General features: G+C 73.8%; 16 protein-coding genes and 1 pseudogene. 15 read left to right on the top strand and 2 right to left on the bottom strand.

Annotated features, from left to right (window positions below):
- The 4 genes and pseudogenes from HEQ75_RS26525 to HEQ75_RS26510 form a co-directional block, all read left to right on the top strand.
- Positions 1-460: pseudogene (locus HEQ75_RS26525) on the top strand (hypothetical protein); the annotation flags it as partial.
- Positions 461-463: 3 nt separating this feature from the next.
- The gene (locus HEQ75_RS26520) at positions 464-745 is read left to right on the top strand and encodes an RNA-binding S4 domain-containing protein (RefSeq protein WP_168035136.1); all 282 of its coding nucleotides are present in this window, start codon (positions 464-466) and stop codon (positions 743-745) included.
- Positions 746-869: 124 nt separating this feature from the next.
- On the top strand, positions 870-1202 hold the full coding sequence (fdxA, locus tag HEQ75_RS26515; RefSeq protein WP_168035135.1) for a ferredoxin FdxA: 333 nt from the start codon (positions 870-872) through the stop codon (positions 1200-1202).
- 203 nt (positions 1203-1405) lie between these two features.
- Positions 1406-2176, top strand: coding sequence for a CarD family transcriptional regulator (locus tag HEQ75_RS26510; RefSeq protein ID WP_235962145.1), 771 nt, complete (start codon positions 1406-1408; stop codon positions 2174-2176).
- A gap of 42 nt (positions 2177-2218) precedes the next feature.
- Here HEQ75_RS26510 and thpR read toward each other — a convergent pair whose 3' ends face one another.
- Both thpR and HEQ75_RS26500 read right to left on the bottom strand, forming a co-directional pair.
- Complete coding sequence (gene thpR / locus HEQ75_RS26505) at positions 2219-2755, bottom strand: RNA 2',3'-cyclic phosphodiesterase (RefSeq protein ID WP_209318793.1); 537 nt, start codon at positions 2753-2755, stop codon at positions 2219-2221.
- Between the two features lie 30 nt (positions 2756-2785).
- Positions 2786-3406, bottom strand: coding sequence for an arylesterase (locus HEQ75_RS26500; RefSeq protein ID WP_235962144.1), 621 nt, complete (start codon positions 3404-3406; stop codon positions 2786-2788).
- 91 nt (positions 3407-3497) lie between these two features.
- On the opposite strand from HEQ75_RS26500, the gene HEQ75_RS26495 reads away from it, so the two are divergent.
- The 11 genes from HEQ75_RS26495 to HEQ75_RS26445 all read left to right on the top strand — a co-directional run bounded on the left by HEQ75_RS26495 (position 3498) and on the right by HEQ75_RS26445 (position 12252).
- Entirely contained in the window at positions 3498-4199 is a 702-nt protein-coding gene (locus HEQ75_RS26495; RefSeq protein WP_328734966.1) for an ABC transporter ATP-binding protein, read from the top strand.
- Complete coding sequence (locus HEQ75_RS26490; RefSeq protein ID WP_235962143.1) at positions 4196-6751, top strand: ABC transporter permease; 2556 nt, start codon at positions 4196-4198, stop codon at positions 6749-6751. Before HEQ75_RS26495 ends, HEQ75_RS26490 begins: the two co-directional genes overlap by 4 nt.
- Positions 6752-6772: 21 nt before the next feature.
- Complete coding sequence (locus HEQ75_RS26485) at positions 6773-7270, top strand: nucleoside deaminase (protein WP_168035132.1); 498 nt, start codon at positions 6773-6775, stop codon at positions 7268-7270.
- Between the two features lie 137 nt (positions 7271-7407).
- Complete coding sequence (locus HEQ75_RS26480) at positions 7408-8211, top strand: Bax inhibitor-1/YccA family protein (protein ID WP_168035131.1); 804 nt, start codon at positions 7408-7410, stop codon at positions 8209-8211.
- Between the two features lie 93 nt (positions 8212-8304).
- On the top strand, positions 8305-8700 hold the full coding sequence (locus tag HEQ75_RS26475) for a DUF2946 family protein (protein ID WP_168035130.1): 396 nt from the start codon (positions 8305-8307) through the stop codon (positions 8698-8700).
- Positions 8701-8740: 40 nt separating this feature from the next.
- Positions 8741-9250 carry a YcnI family protein gene (locus HEQ75_RS26470; RefSeq protein ID WP_168035129.1) on the top strand — a complete coding sequence of 170 codons (510 nt, stop codon included), beginning with the start codon at positions 8741-8743 and terminating at the stop codon, positions 9248-9250.
- 14 nt (positions 9251-9264) lie between these two features.
- Positions 9265-9612: a hypothetical protein gene (locus tag HEQ75_RS26465; RefSeq protein WP_168035128.1), complete on the top strand. Its 348-nt coding sequence runs from the start codon at positions 9265-9267 to the stop codon at positions 9610-9612.
- Between the two features lie 11 nt (positions 9613-9623).
- Positions 9624-10100: a copper chaperone PCu(A)C gene (locus tag HEQ75_RS26460; protein ID WP_168035127.1), complete on the top strand. Its 477-nt coding sequence runs from the start codon at positions 9624-9626 to the stop codon at positions 10098-10100.
- 71 nt (positions 10101-10171) lie between these two features.
- Positions 10172-10642, top strand: a complete 471-nt coding sequence (locus HEQ75_RS26455) for a cupin domain-containing protein (RefSeq protein ID WP_168035126.1) — start codon at positions 10172-10174, stop codon at positions 10640-10642.
- A 6-nt stretch (positions 10643-10648) separates the two neighbouring features.
- Entirely contained in the window at positions 10649-11773 is a 1125-nt protein-coding gene (locus HEQ75_RS26450; protein ID WP_168035125.1) for an MFS transporter, read from the top strand.
- Positions 11770-12252, top strand: a complete 483-nt coding sequence (locus HEQ75_RS26445) for a trypsin-like serine peptidase (protein WP_168035124.1) — start codon at positions 11770-11772, stop codon at positions 12250-12252. The genes HEQ75_RS26450 and HEQ75_RS26445 overlap by 4 nt, the downstream gene beginning before the upstream one ends.
- Positions 12253-12284: the final 32 nt, after the last annotated feature.

The following is a 12284-nucleotide window of genomic DNA, read 5'->3' as shown; positions in this document are numbered from 1 at the left end:
CCGCGACCCGCGGCCCGATGCGCGCCCGCCGGCCGAGGCCGGGGCCACGGGTGCGGAAGCGCCGCGCCAGGATCGGCCCCGCCATGACGGCCCGCGCCGCTTCCCGCGCGGCCCGAACGACCGGCCCGGCGACCGCCCGCTCGGCGACCGTCCCGCTGCCGACCGTCCCCCTGGTGACCGGGCGCCGCGTCCGGAAGGGGCGCCGCAGGAGGCGCGGCGTGACGAGCGCGGGCCGCCCCGTCCGGATCGTGGTCCGGATCGCGGCCAGAATCGTGGGCCGGATCGTGGCCCCGGCGGCAAGCCGGGCGGCGACCGCTACCCGCGGGGCGACCGCAACGACCGCGACCGGGGCGACCGCGACCGGGGCGACCGCAGCGGCGCGCCGCGCGAATGGTCTTCCGGCCCCAAGCCGGATTCGCCCTTCGCGGTGCTCGCCCAGCTCAAGCTGCGCAAGGATTGAGGGATGGCGCCAGGGGATGAGGCCGCCTTCCAGCGACTCGACCTCTGGCTCTGGTGCGCGCGGCTGGCGAAGACGCGGGCGGAATGCGCCCGGCACGTTGCCATCGGCCGCGTCCGCGTGAACCGGCAGACCACCGACAAGCCGCACTACAAGCTTCGGCCCGGCGATGTGCTCACCCTCGCCCTGCCCGGCCAGGTGCGTGTCTGGCGCGTGCAGGCCCTGGCGGATCGCCGCGGCCCGCCGGTGGAGGCCAGGCTGCTGTACGAGGACCTCTCGGATCCATGATGATGCGATGCAGCGCCTTGCCATGCGCGCATCGCTGGGCCATTTGGGGCGGGCTGCGTCAGGGCGATGACGCGGTCGCGAGGCCGCCGCCGGGCGCGGCGCCGCATCCCCGCCGGAGGCGCAGTTGACCTACGTCGTCACCGAGAACTGCATCAAGTGCAAGTACATGGATTGCGTGGAGGTCTGTCCGGTGGACTGCTTCTACGTTGGCGAGAACATGCTGGTCATCCATCCGGATGAGTGCATCGATTGCGGCGTGTGCGAGCCGGAATGCCCGGCCGAAGCCATCCTGCCGGACAGCGACGACAAGGCCACCCCCTGGGTGGAGCTGAACCGCACCTACGCCACGCAATGGCCGAACATCACCCGCAAGGGCGAGGCGCCGGCGGATGCGGAGGAGTGGAAGGACAAGCCCGGCAAGAAGGCGCTGTTCGACCCGGCGCCGGGCAAGCCCTGACCGCGCGGCGGGCGGAATCCGGCAAACCCCGCCCGGGGGTGGCAATTCCCGCGCCAATGCATTATCTTATCAATGGGATCGGGATGCGCCGCGAAGATCCGCCGCAGCTCCGCCCATCGGGTCCATGACATGCCCAGTTCCGGCCCGCCCGCTGCCCCGGCAGGGGACCGCGGTCGGCAAGGGATGCAGAATCGGGTGGCTAGATGAAGCAAACCGCCCAGGCGAAACCCGGCGACGGCGCCAAGCCTGCCAGCCCGGCCGAGACCACGGCCACCGGCAAGACCGCGAAGGGCAGCAGCCCCGCCGTCACGCCCCCTCCCGTTCAGGGCCCGGCCCTGGGTGCCCATGCGCGCGCCCCCGGCCGGCCACACGCCATGCCAGCCAACGCCCCACGCCCCCCCACCTTCCCCCCCCGCGGCGGCCCGCGCCCGCCGGAGCCGGATGACGAGGCCGGCCCGCCGCCGCCGCCCAAGCCCAAGGGCCCGCCGGTGGAATTCAAGCCCGGCGACCATGTCGTCTACCCCACCCATGGCGTCGGCCAGGTGCAGGGGATCGAGGAAATGCCGGTGGCCGGCACATCCCTGAAGGTGATCATCGTCACCTTCGAGGAAAACCGGATGACGCTGCGCGTCCCGGTGAACAAGGCCGCCTCCTCCGGCCTGCGCAAGCTGGCGACCGAGGAACAGATGAACGAGGCGCTGGAGGTGCTGCGCGGCCGCGCCCGCATCAAGCGCACCATGTGGTCCCGCCGCGCCCAGGAATACGAGGCGAAGATCAATTCCGGCGACCCGCTGGCGATCGCCGAGGTGGTGCGCGACCTGCACCGCAATGCCGGGCAGCCGGACCAGTCCTTCTCCGAACGGCAGATCTACGAACAGGCGCTCGACCGCCTGGCCGCGGAACTCGCCGCCATCGACCGTACCGACAAGGCCGCGGCCTCCGAGAAGCTGCTGACCTTCCTCAAGGCGGCCTGAGACCCGGGGCCGGCGTGGAACGGGGGCGGGCGCAGGCCCGCCTCAGCTCAGCTCGTATTCCACCTCGGGCACGTAATGCGCCGCCTCCTTGCCGAGGTAGGATGAGAACAGGGTGAAATTCTCCACCAGCACGGGTGGGGAACGGAACAGGCTGTGGGCATGGATGAAGCCGATCAGCTTGTGCGTCTCCGCCTTGTCGGTCCGCGCCAGGGTGACGTGCGGGGCGAAGCGGCGGCGCTCCGGCTCCAGCCCCACCCGCTGCAGCGCCGTCTCCACCTTGGCCTGCAGCCGGGTCAGCGCCTCGGTGCGTTCCGCGGTGATGTGGATGGACTGGATGCGGCCGCCCTTCTCGAAGGTGCCGATCCCGGCCAGCGCCAGGTCGAAGCGGGGCGCCCGGATGCCGGCCAGCGCCGCATCCACCTCCTCCGCCTGCCAGGCTTCGATCTCACCGATGAAGCGCAGCGTCAGGTGGTAGTTCTCCGGCGGCACCCAGCGGGCGCCGGGGATGCCCCCCGCCAGGGCGGCGAGCTGGGCCTTCACCTCCGCGGGCAGGGCCAGGGCAACGAACAGACGCAGCATGGTCGGGCGCTCCGCGACTCCGGGGCGGGTTCAGCCTGGGGCCGAAGCCGGCACGCGGTCCAGTAGCGTTTCGATGGCAGGCAGCATCCGCTCGGCCAGGATCCGGGCGCCGCGCGGGTTGGGGTGGATGCGGTCCGCCTGGTTCAGCGCCGGGTCGCCGGCCACCCCCTCCAGGAGGAAGGGGTAGAACACCAGCCCCGGTCGCGCCGCGGCGAGGTCGGCGAACACCGCGGCGAATTCGCGGCCATAATCGGCGCCGAGATTGGGCGGCGCGATCATGCCGGCCAGCAGCACCGGAAGGTCGCGGGCCTGCAGCCGGTCCAGGATGTCGGTCAGGTTGGCGCGCATCTGCGCCGGCGTCAGGCCGCGCAACGCGTCATTGCCGCCAAGCGCCACGATCACCGCATCCGGCCGGTCCGCCAGCGCCCAGTCCAGCCGGGCGCGGCCCCCTGCCGTGGTGTCGCCGGACACGCCGGCATCCAGCACGCGGACCTGGCGCCCCCTTGCCCGCAGCAGGGCCTGGATCTGCGCCGGCGGCCCCTCGCTGCGCGCCAGCCCATAGCCGGCGGTGATCGAATCGCCCAGCATCAGCAGCCGGATCTCGCGGCCCTCCGCCCGGGCCTGGGCCGCCGCCCCGGTTGCCGACAGCAACAGTGCGAAACCTGCCGCCGCCTTTTGCAGTGCAGCGCGGCGCCCATATGAAACCGGCTTCAGTTCTCCGGCCCCGAAGGATCCCTGCCCCGTGAGCAAGCCGCTGATCGACGCCGCCGGCCTGGTCTTCACCGCGCGCGCCGCCTCCGGCCCCGTGCAGGTGCTGCGCGGCGTGGATCTCCGTATCGCGGAAGGCGAGGCGGTGGGGATCGTGGGGCCATCGGGCTCGGGCAAGACATCGCTCCTCATGCTGCTGGCCGGGCTGGAGACGCCCAGCGCCGGGCGCCTGACGGTGGCCGGGCGGGATATGGGGGCGCTGGACGAGGATGCGCTGGCCCGCTTCCGCCGCGACGAGGTGGGGATCGTCTTCCAGGCTTTCCACCTGGTGCCGACCATGACGGCGCGGGAGAATGTGGCGATGCCGCTGGAATTCGCCGGCCGGCGGGATGCCTTCGAGCGCGCGGCCGCGGCGCTGGCGGAAGTCGGCCTCGGCCACCGGCTGGACCACTACCCCGGCCAGATGTCGGGCGGCGAGCAGCAGCGCGTCGCCCTGGCCCGTGCCGTGGTGGCGGAGCCGCGGCTGATCCTGGCGGATGAGCCGACCGGCAATCTGGACCGTGCCACGGGCACCATGGTGATGGACCTGCTGTTCGGGCTGCGCGCCCGGCTCGGCACCACGCTGCTGCTGATCACCCACGACCCGCTGCTGGCGGAACGCTGCGGCCGGCAGGTGCGGATGGAGGATGGCCGCATCGTCGAGGACACCGCCGCGCTGAAGCTGGCCGCGGAATGACCGCGATGCTCGCCGATCTGCGGCAGGGCGCGCTGCTGGCGCGCCGGGAATTGCGCGGCGGCTTCCGCCAGCTGCGAATCGTGCTGGCCTGCCTGGCGCTGGGCGTGGCCGCCATCGCCGCCGTCGGCACGCTGCGCGCGGCGACGGAAGCCGGGCTTCTGGCGGATGGCGCCAAGCTGCTGGGCGGCGATGTCGAGGTGCGGGTGACCTATCGCCCGCTGCCCGAGGCGGCGCTGGAATGGGCGCAGGCGCGCGGTGCCGCCACCTCCGAGGTGGTGGAGATGCGCGCCATGGCCATCGCTCCTTCCGGGGAGCGGGCGCTGGTCGAGCTGAAGGCGGTGGACGCCGCCTGGCCGCTTTACGGGGCATTGCGGCTGGACCCGCCTGGGGCGAGCCTGGCGCCCGAGCCTGGGGCCGCCGAGGCCGGCGCCCCCCGGGCCGGGCGGCACCGCGTGGCGCTGGAAGCCTCGGTGGTGGAACGGCTGGGGGTCTCGCCCGGCGACGAGATCCGGCTCGGCGAGGCCCGGCTGGTGTTCGCCGGTACCATCGTGGAGGAGCCGGACCGGGTTGCGAGCCCCGCCGTGCTCGGCCCGCGCGCCCTGGTGCTGGCAGAGGCGCTGCCGGCGACGGCGCTGATCCAGCCCGGCAGCCTGGTGTCCTATGACACGCGGCTGCGGCTGCCGCCGGGCACCGATGTGCGCCGCTTCGCGCGGGAGTTCCGGGCGGCGCAGGGCGATGGCGGCTGGCGGGTGCGCACGGCGGACCAGGCGGAGCCAGGGGTGAACCGCTTCCTGGATCGCGCCGCCGCCTTCCTGGTGTTGGCCGGCTTCACCGCGTTGCTGGTCGGCGGCATCGGCGTGGCGACCGGCGTGCGCGCCTGGCTGGAGGCCCGCGGCCGCACCATCGCGACGCTGCGCTGCCTGGGCGCGCCCGCCGGCGTGATCCTGTCCACCTACCTGATCCAGGTGCTGGTGCTGGCGGTCGCGGGCATCGTCATCGGGCTCGTCGCCGGCTTCGGCCTGACCTGGCTGGCCGCGCAGGCGCTGGCCGGCGCGCTGCCGGTGCCGCCGCGGCTCGGCGTCTATCCGGCGCCGCTGGCGCTGGCGGCGCTCTACGGGCTGCTGACGGCGCTGGCCTTCTCGCTCTGGCCGCTCGGCCGGGCGCAGCGCATCCCCGGCGCGGCGCTGTTCCGCGACCTGATCACCGCCAATCCCGGCTGGCCGTCCCGCCCCATCATGCTGGCGACCGGGCTGGCGGGGCTGGCGCTGGTGGGGCTGGTCGTGGGCACGGCGGAGCAGCCGCGCTTCGCCCTCGGCTTCTGCGCCGGTGCGGCGCTGACCCTGCTGCTGTTCCGGCTGGGCGCTTCCGGCCTGATGGCCTTCGCCCGCAGCCTGCGCGGCATCCGCCGGCCCAGCCTCCGGCTGGGGCTGGCCAACCTGTATCGCCCCGGCGCGCCGACGCCGACCATGCTGGTGGCGTTGGGCATCGGGCTGACCACCCTGGCCGCCATCGCCACCATCGAGGGCAATCTGCGCCGCCAGCTCTCCGACCAGATGCCGGCGGCCGCGCCCAGCTTCTTCTTCATCGACATCCAGTCCGACCAGGCCGATCGCTTCACCGAACTGGCCACCAGCCTGCCCTCGGTGAGCGAGGTGCGCAGCGTGCCCTCGCTGCGCGCCCGGATCGTCACGGTGGACGGGGTGCCGGCGGACCAGGTGCAGGCGACGGAGGAAACCCGCTGGGCGCTGCGCGGCGATCGCGGCCTGACCTATGCGGCGACGCCGCCGGAGGGCACGCGGCTGGCGGCCGGGCAATGGTGGCCCGCCGACTATCAGGGGCCGCCGCTGGTTTCCTTCGACGCCAACCTCGCCGCCGGCTGGGGGGTGCGCATCGGCTCGGTCATCACGGTGAACGTGCTGGGCCGCGACCTCGACCTGCGGGTCGCCTCGCTGCGGGAAATCCCCTGGCGCGGGCTCGGCATCAACTACACCCTGGTGGCCTCCCCCGGCCTGCTCTCCGCCGCGCCGCACACCCACATCGCGACGGTACGCGCGGCCGAAGCGGCGGAGCCCGCGGTGCTGCGCCGGCTGACCGACGCCTTCCCCAACATCTCCGGCATCCGGGTGCGCGATGCGCTGGAAGCGGTGGCCGGGCTGCTGGCGCGCATCGGCGTGGCGCTGCAGGCCACCTCCTCCGTCACCCTGCTGGCGGGGATGCTGGTGCTGGCCGGCGCGGTGGCGGCGGGGCAGCGGGCGCGGGTGCGCGATGCGGTGGTGCTGAAGACCATCGGCGCCACCCGCGGCCAGATCCGCCGCGCCTGGCTGGTGGAGTTCGGGCTGCTCGGCCTGGTGGCCGGGCTGCTGGCGGCGGCGGCCGGTTCCGCCGCCAGCTGGGCGGTGGTGCGCTTTGTCATGCGGGCGGATTGGGTCTTCCTGCCCGGCACCCTGGGGCTGACGGTCCTGGGCTGCGTGCTGCTGACGCTGGGGCTGGGCTATGTCGGCACCGCGCTGGCGCTGCGCGTGCGGCCCGCGCCGCTGTTGCGGAACGAATGAGATGATGGCGTGATGCCGCCCATGCAGCCGACCCCGCCCGACCTCGCCCGCCTGCGCCATGCCTTCGCCCTGGCCGGAGAGGCCCGCGCCCGCGGCGACCGCCCCTTCGCCGCGGTGATCGTGGCGGCGGATGGCACGCCGCTGGCCGAGGGCCTGTCCACCCAGGGCGCCGGCGGCGGCGGCACGCTGGCGCATAGCGAGATGAATGCCTGCCAGGCGGTGATCGCCACCGCGGTGCCGCGCGCCACGCTGCGGGGCGCCACCATCTATTCCTCGGGCGAGCCCTGCGCGATGTGTTCGGCCGCCATCTTCTATGCAGGAATCGGACGTGTGGTATACGGTCTCTCGGCCGCGGCCATCCTGCACCTGCGCAACGCCCAGCCGCACACCGCCGGCCTGTCCCTGTCCTGCCGCGCGGTGCTGGAGACGGCGGCGGAGCCGGTGGCAGTGCTGGGCCCGCTGCTGGAGGAGGAAGGCGCGGTGCCGCACCAGGGGTATTGGCGCGACGGCGCCGCCTGATGCGGCGAAACTTCACGGAACTCGGCCAGATCCTGCATCAGCGGGCGCAGAGGCCGGTTGATACGGATTACATAAACTCCATATAATGGGCCGTCGCGGACGGCCCCAACCCTCGTCCGCCAGGAGATCTCTCGACCATGGCTCTCGGTCCCGACAACCGCTATCAGACGGGCACGTCGGCCTGGACCCAGCCCTTTGGGCGGTCCGCGGGCGTCGACGCAGCCGCGATCGATGCGGGCCTGCGCGCCTACATGCTGCGGGTCTACAACTGGATGGCCTCCGGCCTCCTGCTGACCGGCATCGTGGCCTACTTCATCGCCTCCAACCCGGACATCGCCAGCCTGTTCTACCAGGTGGTGCGGACGCCGCGCGGCAACGCGACGGTGCCGACCATTCTCGGCTGGGCCGCGATGTTCGCGCCGCTGGCGTTCATCCTGGTGCTGAGCTTCGGCATCAACCGGATGAGCAAGACCAGCGCGCAGGCGCTGTTCTGGGCCTTCTGCGCCGTGATGGGCGCGTCGATGTCCAACATCTTCGCGATCTACACCGGCGCTTCCATCGCCAGCACCTTCTTCATCACGGCCGGCATGTTCGCCGCGATCAGCCTCTACGGCTACACGACGAAGGCCGACCTGACGAAGATGGGCAGCTTCATGATGATGGGCCTGATCGGCATCATCATCGCCAGCCTGGTGAACATGTTCATCGGCAGTTCGGCCCTGCAGTTCGCCATCAGCGTGATCGGCGTGGTCGTGTTCGTCGGCCTCACCGCCTACGACACGCAGCGGATCAAGTCCGACTACCTTGAGTTCGCCTATGCCGAGGGCACGGACGAGGCCGGCAAGCGCAGCGTGTTCGATGCGCTCGGCCTCTACCTGAACTTCGTCAACCTGTTCCAGCTGCTGCTCCAGTTCATGGGCGTGCGCCAGAACAGCGACTGACGCCCCCCTTCCTGGGGTGACACCCGGCGGCGCGCAATCCGGAAGGGTTGCGCGCCGCTTCCGTTTCGGCCCGGCACGGTGGTATGAAACCGCGTGCGCCTCCGCCCCGCCCTGACGAAGCTCGTCGTCCTCCTGCTGCTGCTGCAGTGGGGCACCGCCTTCGGCCATTGCCTGCGCATGGCCTCGCCGGATGGCGCGCACCATGCCGGCCTGGATATCCCGATCTGCACGCCGGACGGGATCCGCCAGCTCAGCCTGGCCGAGGTCTTCCAGCCGGATGGCACGCAGCCGCCGGCGGACCACCCCGCGGCGCAGATGCTGTGCCCGGTGTGCAGCGGCGTCGGTGCCGCCACCACGCCGCCGCCGGCAGTCGGGCTGCTGCCGCCCCTGCTGCTGGTGCAGACACCGGCCCCGCCGCCGCCGAGCACGCCCAACCCCGCCCCGCCGCCCCGCTGCCAGCCGCCGCCGAGGGCCCCGCCGACCTCCTGATGCCGTCCGGTCCCTGCCCGTTCAGCCATCAGGAAAACTCATGTCCCAACGCTTCCTCGCGGCGGTTCTCGCCGCCTCGGCGCTCTGCGCCGCATCGCCCGCGCGCGCCCATGTCACGCTGGAAGTCCAGCAGGCCGCGCCCAACAGCTACTACCGCGCCACCTTCCGCGTGCCGCATGGCTGCGACGGCGCCCCCACCATCCGCTTCACCGTCCGGGTGCCGGAAGGCGTCACCGTGGCCCAGCCCATGCCCAAGCCGGGCTGGACCCTGCGCACCGTGGCCCGCGGCGAAGCCGGCGCCGGCCACGGCGCCAGCGCGCCGCTGGCCGAGATCATCTGGGAAGGCGGGTCGCTCGACAGCGCGCATTATGACGAGTTCGTCGTCCGCCTGCGCCTGCCCAACACGCCGGGCGAGTTGCTCTACATCCCCGTGGTGCAGGACTGCCCCGGCGGCGCGCAGGCCGCCTGGACCGAGATCCCGCAGCCGGGCCGACGCATCACCGACTACCGCCACCCCGCGCCGGCGCTCCGCCTGGCGCCGCGCAACTGAGGAAGCCCAGCGCCATGACCCATACCCGCCGCTTCCTGAAGCTGGCCGCCGCCGCGGTGGCCACCGGCACCCTGTTCTCCCGCCAGGCCGCCGCCTGCGACCCGGAGGCGATGGACGCGCATCTGTCCGCCGTCTGCGACGGGGCGCTGGCCCCGGCGCGGGACGCGCTGCAGGCCGCCCTCGCCCATGCCACCCCGGCCGAGACCATGGCCATGCAGCGGGCGCTGAGCATCGCCAACGCCACCTGCAGCAGCGGCGACCCGGTGGCCGGCGCCCGCATCGCCGCCAACCTCGCCCGGCTTGCCGGGCGGATCGAGGGGCGCGCCGGCCTCGGCGCCGAAAGCCTCGACCTGCTGGCCTGAGGAGCACCGCCATGACCCGCTTTCCGCGCCGCGCCGGCCTCGGCGCGCTGCTGCTCCTCGCCCTGCCCGCCGCCGCCGAGACGGTGACGCAGGGGCCGCTGCGCATCGAAGCCGGCTGGAGCCGCGCCGCCGGCGCCGGGCGCGTCGGCGCCGGCTTCCTGACCATCCGCAACACCGGCAGCACGGCGGACCGGCTGGTCTCCGCCCGCGCCGACGCCGCCCGCACGGTGGAGTTGCACACCCACCTGCGTGAGAACGGCATCATGCGGATGCGCCCGGTGGAGGCGATCGACCTGCCGCCCGGCGAGACGGTGACGCTCCAGCCGGGCGGCCTGCATCTGATGCTGATCGACCTAACCCAGGCGCTGAACACCGGCGAAACCGTGCCGGTGACGCTGGTGTTCGAGAAGGCCGGCACGATGCAGGTCCGGCTGGCCGTGCAGGCCGCCGGCGCCCGCGGCCCGGCGGCGGCGATGCACCGCCACTGAGCCGGGCGCGCCCAGGGACGCCGGCCGCGCCATGCTGTATCGCTGCCGCGGAGAAGCGGAAGGAGATCGGCATGGCACGGCGTATCGACCCGGCCCTCGTTGCCCCCGTCATCGGCTCAGCCTACCCGCCGCCGCATGACCTGCCCTGCCGGGCGCGGGAAAGGCGGCGGCTGGGGGATGCGGCAGGGCTGACGCAGTTCGGCGTCAACCTGCTGCGCCTGCCGCCGGGCGCCTGGTCCAGCCAGCGCCACTGGCACAAGGGCTCCGACGAATTCGTCTTCGTCCTGGCCGGCGAGGTGACGCTGGTCACCGATTCCGGCCCTGAAGTGCTGCGCGCCGGGGATGCCGCAGGCTTTTGTGCCGGCGAGGCGGATGGCCACCACCTCCGCAACCTCTCGGCCGCGGAGGCGCTGGTGCTGGAGGTCGGCAGCCGCATCCCGGGCGACGATGCGAGCTATTCGGACATCGACCTGCGGGCGCCGCCCCATGACGACCCCGCCCCCTTCACCACGCGTGACGGCGTGCCGTTGCCCAGGCCCTGAAGGCCCGTGCCGCTTCTCGCCCTCGCCTTCCTCGCCTTCATCGGCCTGGGCCTGCCGGACCCGATGCCGGGCAGCCTGTGGCCGGCGTTGCGGCCCTTCTACGGCGTGCCGAATGCCGGGCTCGGGGTGATCCTGGCCGCCAATGCGGGCGGCTATGTGCTGGCCGGCCTGTTCGCCGCCCGGCTTTCCGCGGCGCTCGGGATCGGCCTGTTGCTGGTGGTCAGCCTGGCGGCGACGGCGGTGGCGGTGTTGGGCCAAGCCGCGGCGCCGCCCTTCCTGCTGTTCATCGCCCTGGCGGCCCTGCTGGGCGCCGGCAGCGGGGCGGTGGATGCGGCGATGAACGCCTTCGCCGCCGCCCGCTTCCAGCCGCGGCACCTGAACTGGCTGCACGGCTTCTGGGGCGTGGGCGCCACCATCGGCCCTGCCGCCGCCGCCGCGCTGCTGGCGGCCGGGCATGGCTGGCAGGCCGGCTTCCTGCTGGTCGGGCTGGCGCTCGCCGCGCTGACCCTGGGCTTCCTGCTGACACGGCGCCGCTGGGCCGAAGGCGAGGCCCGCGCCGAGGGTCCCCGCCACGGCGCCTGGACCGTGCTGCGCAACCCGGTGGCGCGGCTGCAGGTGGCGATCTTCTTCCTGTATACCGGGCTGGAGGCCGGCGCCGGGCAATGGGCGGCCACCATCCTGACCGCCGGCCGCGGCGCCAGCCCGGCCGAGGGCGCTGCCGCCGCCACCCTGTTTTTCGCCGCGCTGACCGGGGGGCGAATCGGGCTTGGCTTCGTGGTCGACCGCATCGGGCCGGACCGGCTGCTCCGCCTGCTGGCGCCGGTCGCCTGCCTGGCCACGCTGGCCTTCGCCAGCGGCCTCGCCGACCTGCCGGCGCTGGCCCTGCTCGGCCTCGCCCTGGCGCCGATCTACCCCACGGTGATGGCGCGCACCCCGGCACGGCTGGGTGCCGCCGCGGCGGCGCAGGCGGTCGGGCTGCAGGTCGCCGCGGCGATGCTGGGCGTGGCGGTGCTGCCGGCCCTGCTGGGGCTTGCGGCCGACCTTGCGGGGGCGGCGGTGGTGCCCTGGCTGCTGGCGGCGCTGGCCCTGCTGGTGGCGGCGCTGATCCATCGGCTGCCGGCCCGCCGATGAGGCCGAGAGGATCGGCCCTGCTGCTAGCCGTGCTACTGGCCCTGCTGCTGGCCCTGGGCGCCGCGCCCGCGACCCCGCTGCCTGGGCTGGGCGAGACGGCGGCACGGCGGCCGGTGGCGGTGGCGGCGCCGCCCTGGTCCAGCCTGGTGCGGGTGCAGACCGAGGCTGGCGGCCGCTGCACCGGCGTGCTGATCGCGCCCGACCGGGTGCTGACGGCGGCGCATTGCCTGGTGGCGCGGCTGACCGGGCGGGTGGTGCAGCCGGGGCGCGTGCATGTGCTGGCGGGCTATGATCGTGGCGACTTCACCGCCCATGCGCGCGGCGCGGCGCTGCGGCTGGGGCCGGGCTCCGACCCCCGGCGCGGCGGCCCGGCCGGGGCGGATTGGGCGCTGCTGGCGCTGGCCACGCCGCTGCCCGGCCCGGTGCTGCCGCTTGCCCCGCTGCCCGGCCCCGGCACGGCGGCGATGCTCGGCGGCTGACAGCAGGACCGGGCGCATGCGCTGCTGGCGGA

This window comes from Falsiroseomonas selenitidurans, assembly GCF_012103215.1.
GTDB lineage: Bacteria > Pseudomonadota > Alphaproteobacteria > Acetobacterales > Acetobacteraceae > Falsiroseomonas > Falsiroseomonas selenitidurans.
Note: the sequence above shows the minus strand (reverse complement) of the source record. Positions and strands in the feature narration are given on the sequence as shown.